The organism is Methanothermobacter defluvii (assembly GCF_003385755.1).
GTDB classification, from domain to species: Archaea; Methanobacteriota; Methanobacteria; order Methanobacteriales; family Methanothermobacteraceae; genus Methanothermobacter; species Methanothermobacter thermautotrophicus.
Map to the genome: position 1 here is coordinate 964,293 of NZ_QREL01000001.1, position 25,263 is coordinate 989,555.

General features: G+C 41.4%; 21 protein-coding genes and 1 pseudogene. 10 read left to right on the top strand and 12 right to left on the bottom strand.

Going from position 1 to position 25,263, the window contains the following annotated elements; all coding sequences use genetic code 11:
• Positions 1 to 704: 704 nt before the first annotated feature.
• Genes C7452_RS05055 through C7452_RS05095 form a run of 9 tightly spaced genes read right to left on the bottom strand, consistent with a single transcriptional unit; the run spans position 705 to position 10,299 of the window.
• A complete protein-coding gene (locus tag C7452_RS05055; RefSeq protein WP_115892425.1) occupies positions 705 to 2,786 on the bottom strand; it encodes a DUF6541 family protein in 2,082 nt (693 codons plus the stop codon).
• Complete coding sequence (locus C7452_RS05060; RefSeq protein ID WP_170130296.1) at positions 2,783 to 3,970, bottom strand: glycosyltransferase family 4 protein; 1,188 nt, start codon at positions 3,968 to 3,970, stop codon at positions 2,783 to 2,785. The genes C7452_RS05055 and C7452_RS05060 overlap by 4 nt, the downstream gene beginning before the upstream one ends.
• A 5-nt stretch (positions 3,971 to 3,975) precedes the next feature.
• Positions 3,976 to 5,412: an alkaline phosphatase family protein gene (locus tag C7452_RS05065; protein WP_170130297.1), complete on the bottom strand. Its 1,437-nt coding sequence runs from the start codon at positions 5,410 to 5,412 to the stop codon at positions 3,976 to 3,978.
• 5 nt (positions 5,413 to 5,417) lie between these two features.
• Complete coding sequence (locus C7452_RS05070; protein ID WP_115892428.1) at positions 5,418 to 6,098, bottom strand: nucleoside/nucleotide kinase family protein; 681 nt, start codon at positions 6,096 to 6,098, stop codon at positions 5,418 to 5,420.
• Entirely contained in the window at positions 6,076 to 7,086 is a 1,011-nt protein-coding gene (locus C7452_RS05075) for a glycosyltransferase family 4 protein (RefSeq protein WP_115892429.1), read from the bottom strand. Before C7452_RS05075 ends, C7452_RS05070 begins: the two co-directional genes overlap by 23 nt.
• Entirely contained in the window at positions 7,083 to 8,210 is a 1,128-nt protein-coding gene (locus C7452_RS05080) for a glycosyltransferase family 4 protein (RefSeq protein WP_115892430.1), read from the bottom strand. Before C7452_RS05080 ends, C7452_RS05075 begins: the two co-directional genes overlap by 4 nt.
• A gap of 12 nt (positions 8,211 to 8,222) precedes the next feature.
• Positions 8,223 to 9,389, bottom strand: a complete 1,167-nt coding sequence (locus C7452_RS05085; RefSeq protein WP_115892431.1) for a glycosyltransferase family 4 protein — start codon at positions 9,387 to 9,389, stop codon at positions 8,223 to 8,225.
• Positions 9,390 to 9,430: 41 nt separating this feature from the next.
• Positions 9,431 to 9,613, bottom strand: coding sequence for a hypothetical protein (locus C7452_RS09180; RefSeq protein WP_115892432.1), 183 nt, complete (start codon positions 9,611 to 9,613; stop codon positions 9,431 to 9,433).
• Positions 9,610 to 10,299, bottom strand: coding sequence for a glycosyltransferase family 2 protein (locus C7452_RS05095; RefSeq protein WP_115892433.1), 690 nt, complete (start codon positions 10,297 to 10,299; stop codon positions 9,610 to 9,612). Before C7452_RS05095 ends, C7452_RS09180 begins: the two co-directional genes overlap by 4 nt.
• Before the next feature lie 217 nt (positions 10,300 to 10,516).
• Here C7452_RS05095 and C7452_RS09185 point away from each other — a divergent pair, with 217 nt between their 5' ends.
• The 3 genes and pseudogenes from C7452_RS09185 to C7452_RS09195 all read left to right on the top strand — a co-directional run bounded on the left by C7452_RS09185 (position 10,517) and on the right by C7452_RS09195 (position 11,693).
• Positions 10,517 to 10,684 (top strand): hypothetical protein, encoded by a 168-nt coding sequence (locus tag C7452_RS09185; RefSeq protein WP_245942849.1) that lies wholly within the window; start codon positions 10,517 to 10,519, stop codon positions 10,682 to 10,684.
• 105 nt (positions 10,685 to 10,789) lie between these two features.
• Positions 10,790 to 11,104 carry a hypothetical protein gene (locus C7452_RS09190; RefSeq protein ID WP_245942850.1) on the top strand — a complete coding sequence of 105 codons (315 nt, stop codon included), beginning with the start codon at positions 10,790 to 10,792 and terminating at the stop codon, positions 11,102 to 11,104.
• Positions 11,105 to 11,145: 41 nt separating this feature from the next.
• A pseudogene (locus C7452_RS09195) lies at positions 11,146 to 11,693 on the top strand (D-glucuronyl C5-epimerase family protein).
• 25 nt (positions 11,694 to 11,718) lie between these two features.
• On the opposite strand, the gene arsB reads toward C7452_RS09195, so the two are convergent.
• On the bottom strand, positions 11,719 to 12,783 hold the full coding sequence (gene arsB / locus C7452_RS05105) for an ACR3 family arsenite efflux transporter (RefSeq protein ID WP_115892434.1): 1,065 nt from the start codon (positions 12,781 to 12,783) through the stop codon (positions 11,719 to 11,721).
• A 345-nt stretch (positions 12,784 to 13,128) separates the two neighbouring features.
• Between arsB and cmr1 the strand changes: the two genes are divergently transcribed.
• From cmr1 to C7452_RS05135, 6 genes are read left to right on the top strand one after another with little or no spacing between them, the layout of a single operon-like run.
• A complete protein-coding gene (gene cmr1 / locus C7452_RS05110; RefSeq protein ID WP_115892435.1) occupies positions 13,129 to 13,866 on the top strand; it encodes a type III-B CRISPR module RAMP protein Cmr1 in 738 nt (245 codons plus the stop codon).
• Positions 13,863 to 14,648 carry an RAMP superfamily CRISPR-associated protein gene (locus tag C7452_RS05115; RefSeq protein ID WP_115892436.1) on the top strand — a complete coding sequence of 262 codons (786 nt, stop codon included), beginning with the start codon at positions 13,863 to 13,865 and terminating at the stop codon, positions 14,646 to 14,648. The genes cmr1 and C7452_RS05115 overlap by 4 nt, the downstream gene beginning before the upstream one ends.
• Complete coding sequence (locus C7452_RS05120) at positions 14,623 to 17,478, top strand: CRISPR-associated protein Csx11 (protein ID WP_245942851.1); 2,856 nt, start codon at positions 14,623 to 14,625, stop codon at positions 17,476 to 17,478. Before C7452_RS05115 ends, C7452_RS05120 begins: the two co-directional genes overlap by 26 nt.
• Positions 17,471 to 18,334 carry a type III-B CRISPR module RAMP protein Cmr4 gene (gene cmr4, locus C7452_RS05125; protein WP_010875964.1) on the top strand — a complete coding sequence of 288 codons (864 nt, stop codon included), beginning with the start codon at positions 17,471 to 17,473 and terminating at the stop codon, positions 18,332 to 18,334. Before C7452_RS05120 ends, cmr4 begins: the two co-directional genes overlap by 8 nt.
• A complete protein-coding gene (locus C7452_RS05130; protein WP_202943319.1) occupies positions 18,321 to 18,686 on the top strand; it encodes a hypothetical protein in 366 nt (121 codons plus the stop codon). The genes cmr4 and C7452_RS05130 overlap by 14 nt, the downstream gene beginning before the upstream one ends.
• A gap of 3 nt (positions 18,687 to 18,689) precedes the next feature.
• Positions 18,690 to 19,589 carry a hypothetical protein gene (locus C7452_RS05135; RefSeq protein WP_115892437.1) on the top strand — a complete coding sequence of 300 codons (900 nt, stop codon included), beginning with the start codon at positions 18,690 to 18,692 and terminating at the stop codon, positions 19,587 to 19,589.
• 465 nt (positions 19,590 to 20,054) lie between these two features.
• Here C7452_RS05135 and C7452_RS05140 read toward each other — a convergent pair whose 3' ends face one another.
• On the bottom strand, positions 20,055 to 20,255 hold the full coding sequence (locus C7452_RS05140) for a type II toxin-antitoxin system HicA family toxin (protein ID WP_211305655.1): 201 nt from the start codon (positions 20,253 to 20,255) through the stop codon (positions 20,055 to 20,057).
• On the bottom strand, positions 20,242 to 20,517 hold the full coding sequence (locus C7452_RS05145; RefSeq protein ID WP_245942868.1) for a type II toxin-antitoxin system HicB family antitoxin: 276 nt from the start codon (positions 20,515 to 20,517) through the stop codon (positions 20,242 to 20,244). Before C7452_RS05145 ends, C7452_RS05140 begins: the two co-directional genes overlap by 14 nt.
• 464 nt (positions 20,518 to 20,981) lie before the next feature.
• Between C7452_RS05145 and C7452_RS05150 the strand changes: the two genes are divergently transcribed.
• Positions 20,982 to 25,067 (top strand): cobaltochelatase subunit CobN, encoded by a 4,086-nt coding sequence (locus C7452_RS05150; protein ID WP_115892440.1) that lies wholly within the window; start codon positions 20,982 to 20,984, stop codon positions 25,065 to 25,067.
• Positions 25,068 to 25,263 lie beyond the last annotated feature (196 nt).

Here is a 25,263-nt window from a genome sequence, read left to right on the forward strand (position 1 = left end):
CAAGCATAAAATCTAACAGGAGTGAAGGCAGCATCAATTAATGCCCTTTATTTGCTTGAAGACCTTCCGAACTCGGGTGGATCACTTCACTAATACGTCTAATGCATTTATTGTTCATGAACACCCGGCTTGAATGAAGTTACATATCACACTACGTTCCAGAGAATATTACTGACTGAAATGATAATCTGAAGTGTACGTCCACAAAGCTGAATCAAAGATTAAAGGTAGATGAAGGACTGCTCGGGGACTAGGAGAAGAGGAACCATATGAATAGGTTTATATTAACATAATAAGTAGCTAGGACCCCCAGACACGACAGAAAGAACGCAATATCCATCATAAAGAAACAAAAAAACAGGCAATAAGATTCTGCATAGACAAAGAATTCGACTAGAAGAAATACATGGAAATAACTAAAAAGCAAACATGAAACGCCAAAACGTAAAGAAAGGCAAATATGGAATTGAAATACTATATATATCAATAAAACCATTACAGCCCTAGAAAAATAGAACATTAGATCAGAAAAAAAGAAATATTCAGAGACAATAACAGCAGGATACAGACTAAACCTCAATAATTCAAAAACTAACCCATTTATCTCACAGGCACTTAAAAGCACCATATTAAGTAAAACATGATTTCTAAACCGTATAGACTAAAGTAATTTGACTATAAAATCTCCATGAAGTATTTGATAATCACATTACAATAAAAACTTTAGCACCCCTACTATCATAGATAAGGCTTTTACTATCAATCAAATAAATTTTTTTCATCGGTTCCACATTATGCATTTTGACGCTCCCTTTAACAAACTTTGGAGGTTCTGTAGGGCAATCCTTGAATACCAGACCTTCATATAAATTAACATGTCTTAGATATATGTAATCTCCAGTCTCGGTGTTTGTCCCATTAAAGAATTGTGGATCTCTCTTAGGAATGTCATTGAAACCATAGATTATCCTCGAAAATGTCAGGGCATCACCATGAATAACTGAACCTTCATTGTAATGGTAATTAAGCCACCTCGAAGCGGCGACTTCACTGTCATATATGAATGTCTCATAGTGTCTTTCACCGGAACCATCATAGGAGTAGGAGTAGGGTATACCATAGAAATGATAGTTGAGGTAGTTTGTGCATGAGAATAGAAGGATGAGCAGGACAATGACTGAGGGAATCCTCCATCTCTCTTTTCTTATAAAACCCGTCAACGCATCAACACCAATAATGAAAAGTGGCGCAAGTATTACAAGTAACTGTGTGAAGAGGCGTGTCCCCCCATAACCCCGGGATAAAAAGGGGAGAGCAATGAATGATACAAGAATAACCATGCAGATAATGACAGCGGCAAGGTATTCCCGTCCCTTACGGTATTCAGGTTTAAGTATAACTGCAAGTGCACCGACTCCAATTGTGGCAAAGATGATGTCATGGACAACTGTGCTCAGAAGGTTAGGGAGACTGGAAATCCCTATTCCAACAACTGCAAGTTCAGAGTTATTCCGCATATCTGCTGCGAAAAAGTCGGACATGCTCCTTATGGTCTCTGTGAAAAACGAGACCGCTGATTTGAATGGTGCACCTGTGACCTGCGCATACCATGCAAATAGAATAACGAAGAAAAGCACAGCAAGGGATGCTGCGAAGAATTCACGGGAATTATCAGGAACTTTAAATCTTTTCATTACCCTGACGAGGAGTGGTGTTATGGCTGCAATGAAAAAGAAAACATAGGCTGTTGTGTAATGTGAGAGAATCGTTCCAACCATAAAAATAACTAAAAGTAGTTTCTTATGGGTCCGCCTCATGTCCCCTGTGAGGACCATGATGGCTGCTGCGAAAAAAACAAGGGCTATGAGCTGCCTGACCCATCCGAGTATATAAATGAATGAAAACTGGAAGATGAATAGAAGGGCAGCATAGAATCCGTAATCACTCCTTTTGAGTATCCTCTCTGATATCAGATAGACTGCCAGTGCCATGAGGGTCCCTATGAAACCATAGTAAAACTTGAAGATGTAGACAGCAGGAACTTTAAGGAGGACCTTATAGACTACTGGGAGAACTGTGACGGAGAGACAGGCATTGTATGCATCATATAATCCGAGATGCATGTCCCAGTGACGGTTCATAAGGGCCATTTTAAACAGGACGAACTCGCCATGTATATCCCTCCCAATTAGATAATTTGATGGCAGACCATTCATCAGGAGCAGGGAGAGAGAGATGCTGAATAAAGCGACTGGATATGTGGCGGGCCCAATCCTTTTCTTGAAAACTTCTAAAAGGGTTATGTAGACTGGTATGGACAGGAGAACAAGTAAGAGTAATATGTTAACAGAGTATTTATTCATTAGATAGGATCCAGTAACCGTTAGGATAGGGAAAAAGAGGGATGAGAGCGCAGGAAATAGATTGCCCTGAGTTTTAAACTGTATTGGTTCCTCCCCCCTGAAATAATAGATTATCATCAGCACTAGGAGGAGAATATTGAGGGCTAAAGATATGGGCAGGAGTGAAAGTGGTCTCCTTATGAGGGGATAGAAGCTGTTTATGATGAGTCCCGTTATCATTAAGAGGAATATGCTGAGAGATGCTGCAATAACAGAACCCTCAATGAACTCAAGCCTTAGCCTTAAAATACCAATAAGAAGGTATCCAGGAATAAGTGTGAAGAATATGAAGGGTAATGACTGCCTTAAAATAGGAATATCTAAAATTATGGATAAGTCCGTGATTAACAGTAGAAGCAGTATATAAATTATGTCCTTTCTCATAGTAATCCCCTGTAGATCTCCTCTAGCCTCTTCACGTGATCCTCGATACTGTACTTCTGTGAAGATTCATATGCATTCCTTTCAAGTCCTTTAAGAATGGATGGATCCTCTGAAATCTTTTTAAGGATTCTGCTAAGTTCCACCACACTCCCAGGTTCAAAGAGGAAGCCATTGTATCCATCCCTTACAAGTTCAGGTATACCCCCGATCCTGCTTGCAATGACTGGTGTTGAATTCATTAAACTCTCATATATGACCATGGGTGAATTATCATACCATATGGAAGGAAGAACAGTCATGTTAGCCCTTTGATACATGTCCATAAGTTCATCACCGCTTAAAAACCCATGGAATATTATCCTATCATCACCCTCAGCGAGTTTCCTGAGTTCGTCCTCATCAGGGCCCTTACCGAGGATGTGAAGTTTGAGATTATCGTTTTCAAGTTCCCTGAAGGCCCTTATGAGTATATCAGGTCCCTTGTGCCCTGATAGTGAACCCACAAAGAGGATGTCCAGGGTATCATAGGACTTCTCAACTGGCTGGGTCTCGGTCTCCACGGGATTGTGAAGAACAATTTTTCTAGCATCATTGAAAAGTCCTGCATTCTCCAGCTGTTTCATGACGAATCCTGATGGTGCAGTTACAATGTCAGGTTTATCATCAATGATGTGCTTCTGTATCCTGTTGTACATTTTACAGGGTATTCGAGGATTCTCACATATTTCTCCTTTCCCGTTGAGGAGATTTGCCCGTATACACATTGTTGAATAGTCATGTGCTGTGAAGACCACTGGTATTTTAAGGTCCCTGGCGGCCTTGAAGGCGAGTGGTGACAGACCTTTATAATTGTTTATATGTACAATATCTGGATTTTTATCTTGCAATATACTTCTTATGAGAAGATATGCATGTAAATTAAATAAATCAAAAGAGTGATAAAGTATTCTCAACAACAGTGGTTTATTAATAGATTCATAAGCATTATAAATGTTAAGGGGCGATATTCTATATACCATTACATTGTTGATCTTTTCTGTATAACTTTGATTAGCTGGTGATGGTGTTATAACAAATACTTCATGGCCTTTCTCAGAGAATTTCTCAGCAATTGTGCCAACATAGATCTCCGCTCCTCCTCTTACAAAGGGCTTGTAAAAGCGACTTATAAAACAGACTCTCATATTAATCATTCCATTTCAAGGAAACTAAATATTAGAGGATATATGTCCATTAATTCTAAATTCTTTTTTAGATCAAATTTTATTTTCTTGTTATATACAATTAATACCGGAGTTTCTCCCCTATGATTCCCTGAATGTAGTTTATGCGACCTACTCCAAGAAAAAATTTTTTCGTTTATTTCAGTTCCAACACCCCATCCATCCTTTAATTTAAAAACTACATCCGGATATTTATTTATATATTTGCCATTGTAAAGTTCTTCTCTCCGTTTAGCCCATTCAACAAGATCATCATCGTTTTCGGGATCTTTTATCGACAATAATATTTTAATAATCTTGTCTCTTTGAGTTTCATAGGAGGAGTCATCTATAATTTCTTTGTTTATTTTTATTCCTGCATAGCTGTAGGCTTTTATACCTCCAGAGGGATCTGATAGATATGCGATACTCTCCTTATTTATTGGAGTCATTTTAGTATAAATTGATAATCCCTTAGGGAATATCCTCAAAAATGTAGATGCCATTTTTCCGATTGATCTGTGTTGATCTATAATTGACAGGAGCGACTTTTTGGTTTTATCTATGAAACTATTTTTTATGCTTCTTTTACCCCCCTCTGTTCTTAAAAATCCTTTTTTTCTTAATATTTCATTTATGTTAACAACTTTGACGGGCCTCATTGCGTGTCCATGATCGCTCAAAATGATCAACACAGTATCAGAATCGATGAGCTCAAGAAATCTCCCTATTACATTTTCATCATAAAATTTATAAAAATCAAGAATTACGTCTTCATAGGGGTTGCCCTCCACATAGAAAGGATCTTCTTTATCATTATACATCCAAAAAAGATGTTGTATATTATCCAGTGAAGAAGAATAAAAAAAGTAAATGTCCCAATTAAAGTCCTGGCATATTTGAACAGCTAATTCAACTTCATTTAAGATAACTTCTTTCGTTGGATCTATTATATCTCCAATATTGACAGGGTATGAAGTCATTGGCTTTAAACCAGAGAGATCATATTTCGTGGAAATCTCTTTAGGCCAGGTCTGAATGTCGAATTTCTTGATATCAACTTCTGTTGTTCTCCCTATCATTATACCATTTACAGGCCATACAGGATATCCAAGATGTGGAAATAGAACACATGTTTTTTTCCCTTTTTTTCCTGCAACGTCCCAAAAAGTTTTTCCGGAAATATCTTTACTCATATAATCTCCATAACGAGATTCGCTAAAGGGATCCTTAAAATAAACAATTCCATGTTCTGCAGGGGTTTTCCCTGTGTAAATTGATGTCCAAGCTGTTGGAGAATCAGGGGGAAAAACTGAAGTTAATTTAGTGTAAGGCGACTCTTCTCTTAGTTTTCTAAAATTAGGTAGTTCTTTTTCAAATTTGATTAATAGTTCATTATCTAATCCATCGATACCTATTATCATTACCTTCATTGAGAATCCGCCTTAAAAATTCTTTTTTCAATGAGCTTTTTTATTTTTTCTAGATCCTCACTACCATCCAGTGTTATCATATCATATTCTGAGGCCAAGAATCTATATTTTGCTGTCCTTTCTTCCAAATATTTCAATGATGGCGTGTCATTCTTTCTTTTGAATGCTATATCCTCAGGGACGTCTATGAAAAATGCAAGTGCCGGTTTTGGGAAGAAACGAAAAAACTTGTCAATTTTTTTTTTCATGTCATTAGTAGTATACTCCATGTCCACTGCAAAATCGTTTATTACAGTGTCAAAAATGTATCTATCACATATTATACTATTCCCTAGGAATAATTGGATTTTAATCCTCAAAAACAACTGTATTAAGTAATCCAGAACCATTATATAAAAATATATCTTGAATAAAAAAGAATGTTTCTTTATTCCCTTTCGTTTCTGATTGGAATAATCCTCATAATCATTAAACATGTCCTTATTTCTAAGAAATATTCTTCTGCCGATAAAAATGAAAGGCTTCAATAGACGAGGCTCTAATCTTCCATAAACATAATTACACTTAATTCCATGCCTCCTAAGTAGAGTTGTAACGTGCCTAGCCAGTGTGGTTTTACCAGAGCCATCGATTCCACTGAAAGATATTAAAAATTTACTGAAGTTTTTTGTAGACATCCTCGATTCTCCTTGATACTAGAGACCATGAATACATTTTAACCTTTTTATGGGTTTTAATTTCTTTATTGGAATCCTTGAGATACTTAACGGCTTCTAAAAACTCATTAAAATCCTCAACGAAAATTAAACCATCGCCCCCCTCGAAAATCTCAGGTAAACCTCCGAATTTGGTTGAAACTACTGGGAGATTGCAAGCCATAGCCTCAAAAACTGAAAGGGGCATATCTATACAGTCAGCTTTACTTTTACCTATCAGATTTTCCTTCGAGAGAACTGGAAAAACATAGCAATCAGCAAGAGCATAGATCATCTCTATATTCTTAAAATAGCTATCCCAAATAATGCAACCAGCATTTTTCAATTCAGTTAAAATCTTTTCTTCAATACCCTGTGAAACAGCCCCAACAATTAGAATCTGAACATCATCAAACTCCTCCTGTAATCTAATTAACCACTTAAGGTTCCTCCCCTCCTTTATTGACCCTACATGGAGAGCAATGAAGGCATCATTTCTCAGGTTAAAGTCAGATCTTAACATAGCTTTTTTCTGTTTTATTGCTGGACAGAATTTTTCAGTCTCAATACCTACCAGAGGAAAAAATAGTGTATTAAGTCCTAATCTTTTGAATTTTTTTTGATTTTCTAGGGATTGTACTATTACAAGGTCTGGCTTGAAGAATCTAATGAACTGTAAAGATAATTTTGAAAATGTGGGTCGCATTATGGAAATTACAGACTTAGCATTAAATAATTTGCTTATGAATTTTAGTATAATGAAACTCTTAAGGGAAGAGCCGCTCACATAATGGACAAGGGAAGGTCTAAAATCTCTTAGCGAACACCAAAATGAAAAGGAAAATATATTCCTGAGATTAAGTTTAAGGACATTATGATCTCTGGATAAATTTTTATAGAGGTAATAGGCTGTCTTGCGCATTGCCTCATCCAAGTCAACATCAAATTCACCAAGTAAACAGATTCTCATGAAACAACCTCTTCAAAAACATTCTCTGTCATTCCAGCGCCCCTTTCCCAAGTGTAATTTTTTTCTACCAGTTTCCTTCCATTTAAACCCAGTTTTCTGGCAAGTTCCTCATCATCTAGCAACTTCATGATCGCATCTGCAAGTGCACCGGGATCTCCTGGTGGCACGAGAAGCCCGGTTTCACCATCCTTTATAACATACTTTATTCCGCCAATCCTTGAACCTATAACTGGTTTGCCACATGCATTGGCCTCAATTAGGACCATCCCAAAACCTTCTGCAATGGTTTTGGTTGGAAGTACAAGGGCATATGAGTCCCTATAGATATCTATGAGTGTTTTTTCATCCACAGATCCTTTGAATGTAACAATTTCTGATATTTCAAGTTCCCTGGCCATTCCCTGGTAGTGGGTGACCATGTCCCCCGTACCTACAAGTACAAGACGCACGTCTTTATAAGTTTCAGAAACTTGCTTAAATGCCCTTAGAAGAACGTCAACTCCTTTATGGTCATGTCCCCTATTCATTGCACCTACAAAGAGTATTTTTTTCAGGATAGAATCCTCATCGCGAGGAGAGTAAGTTTCAATATCTACAGCGGGGGGTATCCATGTCATCTTTTCATGATAATCCTCTGTGAATGATGATTCGTTGTAAACATAGGGGGATGGTGTTATGATCCTACTGGAAAGTTTGAGAGTCAACCGAAGAAGTGTCTTGCTGTAAATCACAGATAATAATTTTAAATAGGATGAAAATTTCAGGGGATCATTATGATATGTTAATACAAATGGCCTGTGACTCATTTTAGATGCCAGTGCAGCCATGTCTGCGTAGAAAGGTACAGGAGTATGGGCATTCACAATATCAATGTTCCTTTCCCTGATTATCCTGGAAATTTTTGATATAATGTTGTATCTTACTGGAGTGTTAGATATCCTAAAATTGGGTTTAAGTCTTATAATATCCAAACCTGCAATGTTTTCTTCAGAGTTAACCTCACCCGATGTAAAAATTGTTATATCATGACCTCTTTCACTCAATATTTTTGCAATATTGTAAGCATAATTTTCAGCGCCACCCCTCCTCGGATAAAAATAGGGTGTGACAATCATTATATTCATTTTAATTCTCCTTTATTTTGTGAGATTTGAATAAATTTCAAGTAGTTCATCCACATTTTTGGACCAGCTATACTTTTCAGCATATTTTCTGCACTTCAGAGAAAGTTCATTCATCAAATCAGCTTCACCAGATAAATAAATAATTTTATCTGACATTTCATTAATTGTGGATACAGCATACCCTTTACCCTTTGAAATTAGATCAGCGTATGGTCCCGTTCTAAGTGCAACAATAGGGAGGCTTGAGGCCATTGCCTCCAAAAGGACGAGAGGCGCCGCCGCTTCGCCACCCCTTGATGTAAACAATAAGATATCCGCAGACCGATAGAATTTACTCAAAATCCTTTTATCAACCACATTACCAATTAATTTTATATTATTAATGTCATTGTTTTTAATATTTTTTTCGATTAGTTTTCTTCTCGGCCCGTCCCCTACAACTATTATCTCTACATCCTCATGATCCCTCAAATTTTTAGCCACTTCTACAAGGAGATCAGCACCTTTTTTGAATGTCAATCTCCCCACAAATAGTGCTATAAACTTTTCCTCAGGGAGTTTCATGTCAGCCCTTAATTTGATTTTTTCATATTCACTGACGGGTGAAAATGTATCTATATCAACGCCGTTCCATACTATCTCTGATTCACGCCCAAATCGTTCAAGTATATAATCATGCACCTCACTACCTAGTGATAAAATTGCGTCGGCCTTTTTGATTGAGTAAGATGAAATCATTTCATTTAATTGGAAAAGAAAATTGTATAATTTATTACCATATTTAACCCGAGGAGTATGCAATGTAAGAACAACTGGCTTTTTGTGCTTTTTAGCCATTAAAGATCCCATGAATGACGTCATGTAATGTCTATCATGGATGTGAACTACGTCTGCAGTTTTAATCAAATTATTCAATTTATTTCTAAGTTCAAATATATTAAAAACTGGTTGTGGGATGTCAAAATTTTTGTAGAGAAAATTCATGGCTGATATCCTGTAAATTTTCACACCATCAATCTCTTCTTCCTTTGGCAACTCCTCCAGTTCATTACTTATGTTACTCGTTATGACATTCACATCATGACCATTCATAGCAAGATGCCTTGCTTGCTGGAATGCAACTTCTTCCAGCCCTCCTATGAAAGGATAAAAATGATGAGATAAAATCAGAACATTCATTCCTACAATCCCCTCCACATAACCTTTTTATAAGTCCCTCATTAACGTAACCTTTCAATTACAAGTGTCCGGAATATTTTGAAGCCATCAGTGAGGGAGGAGAGTTTGGGTTCATCAGACCTCTTCCTGTAGGTTATGGGAACCTCAACTATCTCATAAATTCTTTTCTCAGCACCACCCTTAACCCAAGGATATGCACAATCATAAATAAACGCTACTTTCATTCTATAGCACCAATCTTTCTTTTTAGCATGTATTTTATGTGTCTCCACCCGTCTTTGAATGAGGAAAGTTTGGCTTCTCCTTCTCGTCTCCTGTATGGTATAGATATCTGTTTGATCTTCAAGTTTTTCTCTAGGGCTTCTATGACCATTTCTATGGCGAATTCCATCCCAGGCGCCTTCAAATCCAACTTTTCAAAGGCTTCTCTTTTAATGGATCTCATACCACAATGCGTATCTCTTATATTCCCCTTGAATAATATATTGAGCATTTTTGAAAGTAGGGGGTTTCCTATGTACTTGTGGAGGGCTGGCATTGCACCATCCTCCATCATGCCGTTCAAGAGGTCACCTATCACAAAGTCATACCCCCTCTCTATCTCAGCCACAAATTCGGGTATCATCTCAAAGGGGTATGTGAGGTCAGCGTCACCCATAACCAGGATGTCGCCCCGGGCCTCCCTGAAGCCCCTCTTATAGGCGTTACCATAACCCCTCTTATCCTCCCTCACGACCCTTGCACCGGCTTCCATCGCTTCATTGGCGGTGTTGTCCTCGGATGCGTTATCCACGACTAGTATCTCCACATCAAATCCCATGTCCCTGAGTTCATCCACAGGGACCGACCTGACTGTTTCACCAACAGCACCCTCCTCATTGAGGGCTGGTATGACAACGGATATAATCATGATTATCACTTAAAAGATGTTAAACTGTGAATTTAACTTTTATCTTGAGGTCCCTTAAATAAGTATCCGTTACATAAGAACATCAGACCTATGTAATAAACCCCAAATCTTAAAATTCCATTGATCTCCCATGACACATGCAAATCATGTGTAGTACAGAATCTATGAATAATATTAGGACGACCGAACATAGTGTGAGATATGAAAAGGAATCCACTTGCTGCTGATACTTGCAGTTATTCTCACATCACCGGCATATGCGGATGACCCAGCAGGAGTAAACAGCACCCAGCTACTGAAGAACAGCAGCCAGAATGCATCGGTGCCCATCGAAAACCACCTCAACAGGTCATACTACCTCGATAATTACAGAGAACTCCTCTAAGAGGCCCTCAGTAAGAACCGTGAGATCCGCAGCAGCCTCTATGCAAGCTACAAGCGTACCGGTGACAGGCGCTACCATGTTTCCTGCGTCGATGCCGGCTACGCTGTGGGTTTATTCCAGAGGATCAAATCCAGGAGACCCCTCAGTAGCCATGAGAAGATCATCGAGATAAAGACGATACAGGCCAACAACGCCTACTATTCACAGAGTCTGTCACCAGAAAAGAGTTACGTCGCCATCGTATTCGGGAACAGGTCATCATACTACAGGAACTTCCCCTCAGAGTACAGGAGCAGCCTCCCCTTCAGTTACTACAAGTACAGGGGGTGGAACATCTACCGGTCCTCACATCAAACCTTGCAGGTGCAGTCAATGAGAGCATGTTCCTGGAGATTCTGGATGAGCAGAAGCTCATGGTGAGCTTCAGGACCTGCAGGGATATGAGGTACGCTGTCTTCCCCATGTACTTTGACTACTGTGGATCAGGGACAGGGTGGCTTGACAGCTTCGCCCAGGGAAACCTGGCAGGCCACTACGGCCGGGCATACAGGCTCACAGGTAACCGTGAATACCTTGAAATCTCAGATGCACTCATAAACAGTTTCATGGCACCAGTGGGCCTTGTTAAATCAACGAAGTACGGGAACTTCTACCTGCACTACAACTTCCTTAGGAAGCACTACATCCTCAACGCCCACCTCATCTGCACCTAGGCTTCCAGAGGGCCTACAACTACACCGGTAATTCAAGGGCCCTCCTGCTCTTCAGGAATGGTGTTTCAACCTTCAGGGCGATGCACCGCAGGTTCGATAGTGGACGGTGGACCTACTATGCAGTGGATGGGGACTCCTACAGGCCGGCCTGGTCTGCCAGTGTATCATACCACAGGCTCCATGTCCAGCTTGCAAACAGTCTGTGGAAGGCAATCGGTGACAGCCACTACAGGATGATTGCAGTGAGGTGGAACAGTTATCTTAAGAGGAAGGGCCTCATACCCGAGAGAATCTAGTTTATATAATCCTTTTTTCAGGGAGTTAATACCGGCCCTCAAAAAAAAGGTTAATATCATTCAGTGAAGTATCCCGTGTGGCGTTGGCTATCCTCACAAGGGTTAGCATCACAGGGACCTCCACCAGGACGCCCACCACCGTTGCAAGGGCCGCCCCTGATTCCAGGCCGAAGAGTGATATGGCTACAGCCACAGCCAGTTCAAAGAAGTTGCTGGCCCCGATCATGGCTGCGGGTGCGGCGACATCGTGCCTCAGTCTCCAGGCCCTTGCCCAGAGGTATGCTATGGTGAAGATGAGGAAGGTCTGTATGATGAGCGGCACCGCTATGAGGCCTATGTGGAGGGGGTTATCGATTATAACAGCGCCCTGGAATGAGAATATTATTATGAGGGTCAGGAGCAGGCCTATAACCGTTATGTTCTCGAACTTCCTGAGGAAGCCCCTGAAGTACTCCTCCCCCCTCGTCCTGAGGAGCCTCCTCCTTGTCAGGTAACCCGCTGTGAGTGGTATGACAACGAAGAGGACCACCGAGAGTATGAGGGTATCATAGGGCACGGATATGTTACCTATTCCCAGGAGGAAGGCCACTATCGGTGCGTAGGCAAAGAGGAGTATGATGTCGTTTACAGCCACCTGGACGAGGGTGTAGGCGGGGTCACCCCTTGTGAGGCTGCTCCACACGAATACCATGGCTGTGCATGGAGCCGCGCCCAGGAGCACCGCCCCTGCAAGATACTCCCTTCCAAGGTCCGGGGGTACCAGCTGTGAAAAGACACCCAGGAAGAATAGGGAGGATATTAAGTACATGGTGAACGGTTTTATGAGCCAGTTGGTGCCACAGGTGACTGTAAGGCCCTTCAGGTTCCTGGTGGCCCTCAGGATACTTGAGAAGTCTATTTTTAGCATCATGGGGTATATCATGAGCCATATGAGAACTGCGACAGGTAATGAGACGCTGGCATACTGTAACCTGTTAAGGAGCTGGGGGAATGCCGGTATGAAGTGTCCCAGGGCAACTCCAGCCACTATGCATATGATTACCCAGAGTGAAAGGTATTTTTCGAATATTCCAAGTGATTCTTCTCCCACTGTTAATCACCACCATTTTACTTAAACTTCCATGAATATATCGAGATATGTTGATTTAATATAAATAGATTTGCAACATGAAGTTAAGTATAAATCCGTTAAGGACCCGGAACAGAAAGCGGCACAAAATTGATTCTCTGCATCCTCATGGGGCCCTGCAGTTGTCTCACCACACTGGTGCTGGTGGGCTGCAGTGTACGACTCCATCCAGGTCATAAGTCAGGTTCTCATACTGCCATCCCCCTGGATCTCCAGGCCGTCCACATCCGGCTTAAGTCATGTCATGACCTCTTCCATAGAAAATGTTAAATACTGATAAATAAATAATACAATGGGGGTTTGTTTATGGGTGGACCCAGAACATTCAATATTGAACTACAAATTCTAAGCAAGATATTCACGGGGGGCCCTGAAAGAGAATCAGAAGTTATAAGGGATACTGGACTCATAGGAAGCCTCAGATGGTGGTATGAGGCCCTTATCAGGGCTCTTGGAGGAACTGCCTGCGACCCTTCAGAGTCAGAATGTGAAGGAATAAGGCACTGTGATGCCTGTGAACTATTCGGATGCCGTGGCTGGTCCAGAAAATTCATATTCAGATCCTGTGAAGAATCAGATGAAACCCTCAAGATACAGATCACTGAACTTAGAAGAGTGGAAGATGTGGAGTTAGCCCTCCTCAACAGAACCTTGAGGATAATAGAAAATTATGGTGCCCTCGGAGCTAAACTTGCGCATAGAGATTATGGCATCATAAATATAAAAGAAAATGACCTTGATGATTTCAGACTTGAGAAATCAATGCTGCAGAGTTACCTCAAGAAACAGGGCTCCCACACTGATAATCCCAATTTAAAACGATTCATTTTTATTAAAAAGCCAGATCCCAGGTTTGTGAAGGGGCTAAAGAATGATTGCAGTTTCCTGAAGGGGTCCAAAAATAAGGGTAATCGTTATTTTTACAAAAAACCGCCAGGAAATCGCCTTTTTGCCTATGCAGCTGAAGATGAATATCCCAAACTACTTGAATGTGCAGGTGAAAAAGCAAAGACTGGGGAAGAAGTTTTAGGGGGACTTATTTGAATTCAGATGGAGTATATGACTTCTATCTTCATGAAAAGGATTGTGACATTGGAGAAATAAAAAGAAAGATTCTGGATGCTGTGAGTGATGATCATAAAGATGACTTTGAAAGGTTCTATCCATCCCCTGCGGATCTGAATTATCTTCCCCGGAACTCAGTTCTCATCAGGCTCCAGTTCACTCTTAAAAAACCTTACACCAGTAGAGGTGAAGATGCGTTTTCTACAAACCCCATTGTGAGAGACAAGTTCACATGCCTACCCATTGTGAGACCCTCCACCTGGAAGGGAAACCTTAGATTCGCAGCCACAAAATTGAAGGGCCCCAAAAATCCCATTATCATAAGACTTTTTGGTTCAAATCCTGATAGCGAGGACACAGTAAAAGGCAGACTTTATTTTTTCCCTACTTTTTTCAAAGACAGAGCAGGAAATGATGTGATAACGCCATTAAAAAGAGAGACCCGGACTCCGGCGAGGGGGCCAATACCTCTTGAGGTTATGAAACCCGGCACCAAAGGAGATTTCTACCTTCTCTACGTCCCTTATCCAGGGAAAGAAAATTTTAGAGATGAGATTAAAGAGGATCTAAAACTTATCGCGGAAGCTTTAAAATTAATGTTCTATACCTACGGGTTTTCGGCAAAGAGAACATCTGGATTTGGAGTAGTGGAAAAGCAACTGAAAGGGAATTTGTGGATGAGAGGAGGTGTCTCTAAGAATTTCTCAGACCTGCATAAGCTATCAGAGATTTTGGATGGTTATAGGTATGAGCAACATTAAAAATATAAAAAAGAATAAAGAAGCAATATTAACAGGCGAGATTGGAGCCCTGCTCCATGACATCGGCAAACTTAATCCATGTTTTATCGGGACCAACTCTATAGAGAACATCCCTCAGAGATTTCATCATGCAAATATTGATGGTTTTTTGAAAACAGAACTGATATCACTTCTAAAAGCGTTTGAGGAGCAGAAGATTAAGGGTGAATCAATAAGAATATACAACATTATCACCGAGCATCATAAAAGAGATAACATTTTACAAGGATGTGACCGTAAAGATTCCGCAGACGACAAGGGTATTGTAAGAAAAAAGCAAACCCTCGAAAACACCATTATATCATCACCATTTGGTTATCCAAAAGAAAAAGTTGATCTAAATTGCCTGCAAAAAAGCTTCGATGACCTGCAAACCATTCTAATAAAACTCCTCAAAGATTACATTTCCGGAATGGTGGACTTAAGTTATTTTAGAAGGACCCTAATGAAAGAACTTCAGGTGTTCTTTTCTTATGGCCTTGGAGAGACAAGAATTCCATCCAATGATGTCACTCTATGGGATCATTCATATTCAACTGCATCTCGGTTTAAGTCTCTTCTGGTAGCAAAGCTTTGCGGAGCAGATACAAAGGATCCAGAATTGAGGATATTCGGAATATTCTGGAATGGAATAGAATTCATAAACAAAGGGAGGAAAATTGCAGAAATTAAAGCAAGAAAGGAAATCATTGAGAGGATAAAAGAAAAACTAAAAGGAAAGTTTGAGGATGAGATTCCAGTTGGAAATTCAATCTATGAAGACATAAACGGGATCTGTTTCACCTTCCCGGAGTTTGAGCGGGCGGAAGAACTCGCAAATCAATGCGCGAAAGAAGCTTGTGAGATTGTTTTAGAAGAGAGTGAAAATGAATTGTGGCCTTTTTTCACTTTGAGTAAACCCTCAAAGACGCTTACAGTACTTGCCAGTGAACTTAAATTCGCATCCTCCAGAGGTGCTTACCCGAAAATAACCCCCGCCCTTTTTATCGATAAAAAACAAAAAAAGATAATAGCTGATAATCCAGAGATGCCAACCCCCCAGGAAGGAGAAGATATTTGCCCCCTTTGCAGGTTAAGGGCAAAAACCATTGAGAAAGAGAGATGTGAGATTTGCAGTGAAAGAATACAGGGAAGATTGGCAAACTGGACTAACAGAAAAGAAAACACTATCTGGATAGATGAGGTGGCAGATAAAAACAACAGGATTGCCTTAATTGCCTTAAACTTTGACCTTGATAAATGGTTTGACGGTACAATGGTCGGAACCATCTATTCACAGACATACAAGGACTGGAAAGACAGCAAAAAGTGGAACAAAGCGAATAATGTTCTAAGGGGTTCAATTGAACCCAATAGGGAGTCTGTTTACAGGATAGTGGATGATATATTAAATGATAGAAATTCAAATGAGGATAGAGCCAAATTATTGGATACCTTCTTCGAAGAAAGAATAGGTCTAAATAAAGATTCCCTTGAAACGCATCTTCAGAATATAGAAGAGAATATAGGAGCTGATCTGAATAAAGAAAACCTTGCCACTTATCTTTTCACACAGAACCCGTCTCCTGCTCGATTATACAGGATCTGGAAAGAAACAGAGGAATTCTTCGACCTGGTAATTAATGAGATAACTGACAAAATTTACGCTTACCGGTGGAAAAGGATAGGATTTTCCATAGATATCCCAGAATTAAAAAGCAGGTTAAAGAAAGAATATAAGGATATCAAGAACCTGGAAAAAAGTTCCCTGATCATTAAGATAAGTGGGTTAGATCCGGAAACTCTTCTTGTTTTTCACGACAGAAATGGAAAATTTTACACCATAGAATCACTTGAAAAGTTCAAATTCAACAATAAAACCGGAGAAGAAGCAGTTAAAGAAGCACTAAAACAGGGTATTAAACATCTGGCCTTAGAGGATGAACCAGAAAAAAACCTGATAGATGTCGGAAAAACAATAAAAACTGAGGAAAATCTTTATTTCGAAAAATATTATCCACTAATTGAAATAAACAGATCCCCCCTATCTCTTCGATTCATAGTCCCTGCTCTGGATTCAGTGAAAATCATAGAAATGATAGCAGAGTTATACAATGAAAGATTCAAAAAGGTGCTGGGAAAACTGCCATTGAATCTTAGACTTCTAGTGGCAAAAAGAAAGTTCCCACTTTACATTCTCCTCGAAGCAGAGAAAAGAATGCTCAAAGATGAAGAATTCAAAAAACAAACACCTATGGATCCTTGGTGGGATGTAGGTAGGCTGGATGAACATTATAGTTTTTATCCAACAAAAAAGATAGATGGAAAAAAGTACACGCTCGATGACCTATCACCACTATCCAAGAGTAAAATTTTCTATCTCTACCCTGGCTATTTTGACTTTGAACTGCTCTCAGCAACGACCGACAGGTACAACATATGCTATGAGGGTAAAAAGAGAGGTCATGAGGATCACAGATTGTTTTCAGGAAGACCCCTTTACTTCCATCAGATCCCACAAATACTTGAATTATGGGATTTATTATCCAGCAACCTTTCTAATTCTCAAATAAATTTCATTGAAAAGGCGCTCACCTCAAAATTAAGGGAATGGAAAAACGTTAAAGATGCGAATAAGGAAAATACATTCAGAATATTCGCAGAAACAACATTAAAGGATGCATTTGGACATAAATGGGATGGATTAAGAGAAGAAAACAGATTCTTCCTCATATCCTCCTCAATTAACATGCTTTTACTTGATACCATCAATCTCTTCACTCATGTTACGGGGTGCCTGAAAGATGAATAGATCTTTAGAGCCTGAGAAAGTATATGCAAGAGCCCTTGACCCCGTCCATATAGGGGCAGGTGGTTACAGACTGGGAAGAGCAGATAACACAATTGTAAGGGAACCATCGACGGATATTCCAAAAATACCTGGAACCTCGATTGCAGGAGTTACAAGAGAGTTCTACACAGCATACCTGGCGGAGAATGAGTTCGGAGATAAAAGTGCTGAAGAAAAGAGAAAACGTGCAGAAGAAAAGGCTAAATCTATCTTTGGCGATGAAAACAAAAAAGGCGTTCTACGATTCTATGATGGACAGATATTATTCTTCCCTGTCTCCTCAGTCAGGGGCACAGTATGGATCACAACAGAACAACTTTTTAACTACTGGTGTGTAAAAGACGAAAAAATAAGCTATGAAGATGAAAATAAGGTCTATGCGATCAGAGGGGAGCTGAACGGAAGATTGAATCTTGGCTGGTTACTTTTCGAAGTGAACTCAGAAAAAAAGGAAGATGTTGATTTACCAGATGAGATAAATGAATGGATAAAAAGGGCTGTCATAGTACCTGAAAATTTATTCTCTCCGATTGTAAATGATAATCTTGAAGTGAGAACATCCGTACGGATAGATCCCGAAACCGGAACGGCAGTGGAAGGGGCATTGTTCACTTATGAGGCGATACCCAGGGGGACCATCTTTGGATTTGAAATTGCCACTGAGAAAGATGAAAAGAGAAAGGAAGTATTAAATGCTGTCTCACCATACCTTAAATATCTCGGGATAGGTGGAATGGTTACAAGGGGATTCGGCAGGCTTGAATTAGCTGCAGAACATTCTGAAGATGAACAGGTGGGAACTGATGTTAAACCTTGACTATATATGCATGCAGTGCGCGCAGAAAATAGCTGTAAAAAGCGACAGAAATCTTGCAAACCATCTTAGGAAAGCCCTTGGAGTTTTGCAGGAAGATGGAGTTTATGCAATGTTTCTCTGGTTAGAGGACAAAGAAAAGAAGAGGGTAAGGAAAGAACTCACTGATATGTTAAACAGGCCAGAAATAAGAGAGTGCCTCTTGGAGGATTCATCCAGTTTTCCCGACAGTTTCAAAGAGTTCTGTGAAAGACTAAGAGATGTTGCCCGGGATATCTACAAATTACTGTTCATGAAGAGACTCATTGAACGCACCTTGATTTATTCTCTGTATCATGCAAAGGCAGGGGAATGAGGGATGTGGAGAACGATCAATGTTGTGTTTAAGTTAAAAACCCCACTCCATATTGGCTATCTACCATCTAAGAGCTCGGTGGTTTCACCCACAAGATATTATATTCCCGGAAGGAACCTGTGGGGTGCTGTGACAAAAAGGACAGCAGAAAATCTCTTCAAAAAACCTGCTGCCCATCATTATAAGAATACCGGTAAAGACATCATGAATAATTTTGTATTCTCATATTTCTATATCTATGATGGAAAGACGATCTATTCTCCATCCTACACAGATGAAGGGATTAAATACGGTCATGATATTAAGATAACCAGAGCAGAATTTGAACATAGATTTATAGGCAGTCAGATATCCACAGCCATTGAGCCCGGTTCTTCAACCGCAAAGGATCAGAGCCTTCACGAGATTGAATTCATAAATAACAAATCGTGCGACAAAACCGGGACCCCAGAAGACGTTAAAGTTACAGGATGGATCTGGATCAAAGAAGATGCAAAAATAAATAACAGGGAAGTGGATGTCGACGCCGGAATCTTTATCGATAACTTCAATATCATCCAGGAGCTCATTCTGGGGGGAGAGTCAAAATACGGCTTCGGGCACGTACTCCTTGATGGAGTTAACAAAATAGCTCCCCCATTTGAAGTGAAAGTCCAAGACAGCGTTACAGTATCCAGTGAGTTCTTAATCAGCCACTTAAAATATGATAAAAACCTGAATTTCAGGGGGGACCTTGAACTATTAGCAGGGAGAGGCTACTTTGACCCTGAAACTCAGAGGGGAGGTTCAGGGCCAGGAGCAACCATATCAAAACCACAATATTATTTCACACCCGGAACAAAATTAGAGGATAAGACCTATTTCCGGATGACATGGGACGGTAAATTGAGATTATCAGCCTAATTTTCACATATCATGTCAAATCTAGGAGCAGACTGAACATAGATCTGTTATGCTTGAAGAGCCATCTGAGGCATGAGTTACCGTGAATTAGTTTAATGTCTTCAGTGATCTGGCTTTATGATTCTCATACTACCAGGAAATTCTCAGATGCATCGAATATGGGTGAACTGCTGGGACGGTGCATTTACTGCATGGAGGTCCAGTGGATCACCATATGGAAAAGGACCAGTAAGTCTGCGCTTATAAAGCCATAGTGGGAAAAGTTACACAACTGCTCGTGGACACCTGGATAATATACTTGCTCAGTCTTCAATGAAGCCCCAAACACGATTTAAGGGATGTGATACCCAATAAACCGGAAAATATAAACAGTGGAGTATGTAGGGGACATTCAACGGCAAGAAAAATAAACACAAACATCATCTCAGGCAGGTGAAAACCGCAACTATGATTTCTACAGAGCCGTTATTTTAGAAGCTCCAGAAATCTTTCACGTGTTATCTTTGCCTGTTTGAGAATAGAATTCAGAGTCTTTGGTGCAATTTCGTCATGAAGTGGGACAATAACAACCCGGACCTCGTTATCTACTTTTTTAAGTTTCCTGTGACTTCCTTTTCCACCTGCATTCTTGAAACCATCCCTCTGGAGAGCTTTACAGACTTCCACTCCTGATAGGGGCGGTATCCTCCCAGTCATGTATTTCAACACTCACATACTGCTCCTTTTTTGGCACCACGAATTTTTTGATCTCGGTAGAATATTGTCTCAGAACATCCTCATCATTTAAAAATAACTCGAGGGCCTCTTTAAGATTTTCTACTGCACTTTCCTCACTTTTACCTTGACTGACCACATTAAATGGCTCGCAGATTGCAATGAACCAGTTTCCTTCTCTTTCAATTGATATGGGGAGTTCTAATTTGTACATAGCCACAAAAAATCACCTGCTCCTGCGGTCTTTTCTGCTACAACAGATTATATAATTTATAATATTTATTTATATGCTCTGTGTTGTGGAATCTCTACGGAGTATCCCTTATTAAGCTGATAGGAGCTCACTTCCACCAAAAATCAAGGAAGAGCCTGTTTAATTTTTTATTTTTTGAATTAAATTGGATATATATAATAAAGAGAAAAGTCTGGACCTCTCCAGTCTCCTCACTGAATGATTCAGATTAATCTCCTCAGAGCAGTTATTCAGTGCGCAAAAAAAGGAAGATACAGCTCCACATGTTTCAGCACGGGGGATCATTCCACAAGGAAGAGATGCACCTACCTGCAAGGCCACAGCTTGTAATAATATGAAATAAAAAATTGTTAACAAGTTTTATATACCTCCTTTTTTAAGCTTTACTTGAAATATTTTAAAATAAACCTGAAAAAGGTGAGCTTGTGAAGAAGCATATATTATACACTGCACTTGTGATCTGTCTATTTGCAGCAAGCGGGACATCATTCGCAGAGAACGGCACAGCGCAGAACCAGAGCATGCCAGAGATACTCATAGTAAGCTCAAGTCCCAATGAAATTGCACTGATAAACCGGGTGGCCAATGACAGCGACATCAGAAATATCATAAAGGTACGGGCAGAGAGCGGTAGAACAGAGACCAACCTCACTTACAATATAAGCGGCGACGTGATAATCTTCGGCACAAGGAGTGGTCTTTCCTCACCTGTATGGGAGGCCCTCAGCGATAAACTGAGAGCTGCCCGGAACAGGGGCTCAACGATAATGATATGCGTTGAACCCTCGGCAAGAAACAGTTACGCGCCGATCCTGGACCTCCAGACAGTGAGCACATCAGACCCCCGGTTCAATGAAAGCCTCAGATACCTCAACTATACCAGCGAGAGGAACCTGAAGAACCTCATCCTCTACCTGGCGGCGTCATTCTGCAACCTCAATGTGACCCCTGGAGAACCTGAACAGCGCCCACTCTGGGGCATATACCATCCAGATGCACCAAAGATATTCAGTAATCTCCCAGAATACCTGGACTGGTACATGGAGACAGGAAGATACCATGAAGGCTCCCCAACCGTCGGGATACTGAGCACAGAGTACACGGACATGGCAAGGGACGGTCCACTACTGGATGCACTTGTAAGGAGCTTCGAGTCAAAGAATGTCAACGTCATAGTCTCAACCTACACCTACAGGGACGCCAATTCAATGGAATATATCATGTTAAATGGAAAGGCCATCATAGATGCCGCGGTGTTAATCTCAAGGGGTGCCACTCTGAATTCACAGAACTGGACAGGAGGTGTTGAGGATCTTCAGAAACTCAACGTCACGGTTCTCAACGGTATCAGAATATTCTCAACCAGCATGAACCTCACATCCTGGGAGAACAGCGCCCAGGGCGTGCCCTGCTCTGAAGTCTACCAGTTATCCCTTGCAGAGATGGATGGGATAATAGAGCCCATAGTCATAAGCGTCAAGGAAACCGACCCTCTTACGGGTGTCATATACAACAGGCCCATAGAGTACCAGATAGAGTGGCTAGTGAAGAGGACCATCTCTTGGATGAACCTCAAAAAACTCAGCAACCATGACAAGAAGATTGTGATAACCTACTACAGTGAAGGTGGGGGGAAGGCGAATGTTGGTGCAGACATCGACTACTATCTCAATGCCCAGGCAAGCATAGCAGCGATACTGAAAGCAATGCAGGAGAGGGGATACAACGTCGGCAACAGAACACTGCCCGGAGAGGCAGAACTCGCACACCTCATGGCAGAAGTTGGAAGCAATGTGGGCACATGGGCGCCCGGTGAACTTGAAAACAGGGTGAAATCTGGAAGTGTCATACTGATACCGGAGGATGAATACCTCAACTGGTTCAGCGAACTGCCTCCGGATATGCAGAGGGAGGTCACAGATGCATGGGGCCCCGCCCCTGGAAACCTGATGGTCTATACGAACAGCACCGGAAAGTACATTGTCATACCAAAACTGGAATTCGGAAACATCCTACTCGCCCCTGAACCGGTGTGGGGCTGGCTGCAGGATAACACCACTCTCTACAATACAGGGAAACTTCCACCGACCCACAACCTGCTCGCATTCTACTGGTGGATGAGGAAGGTCTACCATGCAGACGCCATACTATCAGTGTTCAGTCTCGTGCCCCTGATGCCGGGAAAACAGGAGGGCCTATCAAGCAGGGACTGGGGCGCTGTTTTACTCCAGGACATGCCCATAATCCACGTGCTCCCCATGGACGCCCCCGCAATCTTTGACAAGCGAAGGGCAAACATGCTGATCATAAACTTCATGACACCTGTACTTATACCCTCCGGACTCTACGGAAACCTCTCTGAACTCTATGATAACATCAGACTATACATGGAAACCGTTGATGACACCCTGAAGAATGCTTACCGTGATAAAATCATAAACCAGAGCCGGACAGTGGGATTCAACTACACAGGCGACAGTTTCGATGAATTCCTCGCAGATGTCACAGCATACCTTGATGATATCAGAAAAAGCTACATACCCTATGGACCACATGTCCTTGGAAGGGCGCCCGAAGGCGAAGAACTCATACAGCTATTAATTGCGATGCTGCCCCCAATCAATGGGACAGCTACAGAGAGTCTGCTGAGGGATGTCGTGCTGAACAACCTCACACCCGAAGAGGCTCAGATCAGAACCACTGGTAGCTTAAATGCTACCATAACAGGCTACCTCCAGCTTGCCATTGAGTATACACAGAGAATCCGTAACTGCACCAGCGAGATAACAGCCATACTCACAGCCCTTGAAGGCGGATACATAACACCCGGTCCCAGAGGTGACCCTATAAGGAACCCTGATGCTCTCCCAACAGGAAGAAACCCATATCCACTGGATTCAAGGACAATTCCAACCAGAACTGCATGGGAAACTGCAGTGAAACTCGTTGACAGCTTCCTTGAGGATTACCTGAGTAAACATGGAACCTATCCCACAAAGGTTGCATTCGTCCTGTGGGCCTCAGAGACCATGAGGCACCAGGGAGTAATGGAGGCAGAGATACTCTACCTCATGGGTGTTAAACCTGTATGGGACTCAAAGGGCAGGGTCAAGGACGTTGAACTCATAACAAACCTTACAAGGCCTCGTATCGACATTACAGTGGTTACCTCAGGACTCTACAGGGACCTTCACATGGATATAATAACCCTCATTGACAGGGCAGTTAAACTCGCTGCTGGAGCCAGCGACACCCCCAACCATATCAGGAACAACTCAGAAACCATCTACCTGAAACTACTGGGAGAAGGTTTCAGTGAGACCGATGCAAGGAGATTATCCCTTCTCAGGATATTCTCTGAGGAACCGGGCGCCTATTCACCGGGCCTCCAGGAGGCAATACCTGCAAGTGAAACCTGGAATAACAGTGATCAGCTAGCCAGTTTCTACCTTGAGAGGGTCTCATCGGCCTACGGTGAAAATATCACTGGATTGAAGGTTCCCTCCATCTTCAGGGAGAACCTTATGGATGTGACTGTGGCCATGTTCAGCAGGAGCTCAAACCTCTACGGTGCCCTTGAGCACCCAATGGTAGCAGCCTACTTCGGAGGCCTCAGCCTTGCAGTGGAGAGAGTTTCAGGTTCAAAACCAGAGATGTACATAAATAACCTCCGCAGTGATGCAAAGATAGAAACGATGAGCCAGTTCCTCACAAGGGACCTCCTGACAAGATACCTCAACCCCAGATGGATTGAGGGTATGATGAAAGGCGGCTATGACGGTGCAAGGTATATTGATTCCTTTGTGGAGAACCTCTGGATGTGGCAGGTTACAAATCCAGAACTGGTATCTGAATCGACATGGGATATGGTGAACAGCATCTACGTGAGGGACAGTTATGGTATGGGTCTGAATGAATTCTTCAGCAAATCAAATCCCTATGCAAGGGCTTCAATTATTGCAAGGCTCATCGAAACAGTGCGTAAGGGCTACTGGAGCCCATCAGACCAGGTTAAGGCTTCCCTTGCCAATGAGTATATCAACATGGTGAATCAGTATGGTGTTGTCTGCTGCCATCATACATGCGCCAACATAGTGCTGAATCAGTGGATAGTCAGCCTCTCAACATTGAACAGTGCCGCGATTGAGAAGTTCAAACATACAATGGCTGCCGCATGGGGAGAGAATCTTCCAGCTACTGATACAGATAAACCCTCAAACGAGGGCAATGGAGAACATTCAGTGTCAGATGGTTCATCACGAGGTGAATCCGATGCCATGAGTGCAGCGACATCTTCAGGAACCTCAGGTTCGGCAGGAGTTTCACAATCTACCTCAGCATCCTCATCACCCACTGAAAATGGTGATGTAAAGGCTTATGAGGTAGCAGCATCAACAGAGGGTACTTCAGAGACAACACAGATGCCAGTTTACGCCCTCATTGGCATCATTGCAATAGTGGGTCTCATGGGTGCAGGTTACCTCCTCAGTGGACGTAGCAAGATAAAATAATCCCATTTATTCTTTTTTTGATTATAAGAGCATTTTAACGTCAAATTTTGCTTTTTGACCGAATTGCAGCTAATCTGTTTCAGACAGCACAACGCTGAATAATATAATGGGCAATTAAATGTATTGCAGAAGACAACCTTAAAGGGTAGCGTGAAAACACAGTTTCAAAAGTATCGTTAGCCCACACAAGATAAAA

Bases quoted from the DNA above. Each gene is read 5' to 3' on its own strand.
- C7452_RS05135 (WP_115892437.1), top strand. From the start codon at position 18,690: ATGTGGAGAACGATCAATGTTGTGTTTAAGTTAAAAACCCCACTCCAT.
- C7452_RS05080 (WP_115892430.1), bottom strand. From the start codon at position 8,210: ATGAATATAATGATTGTCACACCCTATTTTTATCCGAGGAGGGGTGGC.
- C7452_RS05130 (WP_202943319.1), top strand. From the start codon at position 18,321: ATGTTAAACCTTGACTATATATGCATGCAGTGCGCGCAGAAAATAGCT.
- cmr4 (WP_010875964.1), top strand. From the start codon at position 17,471: ATGAATAGATCTTTAGAGCCTGAGAAAGTATATGCAAGAGCCCTTGAC.
- C7452_RS05095 (WP_115892433.1), bottom strand. From the start codon at position 10,299: ATGATTATATCCGTTGTCATACCAGCCCTCAATGAGGAGGGTGCTGTT.
- C7452_RS05070 (WP_115892428.1), bottom strand. From the start codon at position 6,098: ATGTCTACAAAAAACTTCAGTAAATTTTTAATATCTTTCAGTGGAATC.
- C7452_RS09180 (WP_115892432.1), bottom strand. From the start codon at position 9,613: ATGAAAGTAGCGTTTATTTATGATTGTGCATATCCTTGGGTTAAGGGT.
- C7452_RS05145 (WP_245942868.1), bottom strand. From the start codon at position 20,517: ATGTACAAATTAGAACTCCCCATATCAATTGAAAGAGAAGGAAACTGG.
- C7452_RS05085 (WP_115892431.1), bottom strand. From the start codon at position 9,389: ATGAATGTTCTGATTTTATCTCATCATTTTTATCCTTTCATAGGAGGG.
- cmr1 (WP_115892435.1), top strand. From the start codon at position 13,129: ATGGGTGGACCCAGAACATTCAATATTGAACTACAAATTCTAAGCAAG.
- C7452_RS05120 (WP_245942851.1), top strand. From the start codon at position 14,623: ATGGTTATAGGTATGAGCAACATTAAAAATATAAAAAAGAATAAAGAA.
- C7452_RS05055 (WP_115892425.1), bottom strand. From the start codon at position 2,786: ATGAGAAAGGACATAATTTATATACTGCTTCTACTGTTAATCACGGAC.
- C7452_RS05065 (WP_170130297.1), bottom strand. From the start codon at position 5,412: ATGATAATAGGTATCGATGGATTAGATAATGAACTATTAATCAAATTT.
- C7452_RS05060 (WP_170130296.1), bottom strand. From the start codon at position 3,970: ATGAGAGTCTGTTTTATAAGTCGCTTTTACAAGCCCTTTGTAAGAGGA.
- C7452_RS05075 (WP_115892429.1), bottom strand. From the start codon at position 7,086: ATGAGAATCTGTTTACTTGGTGAATTTGATGTTGACTTGGATGAGGCA.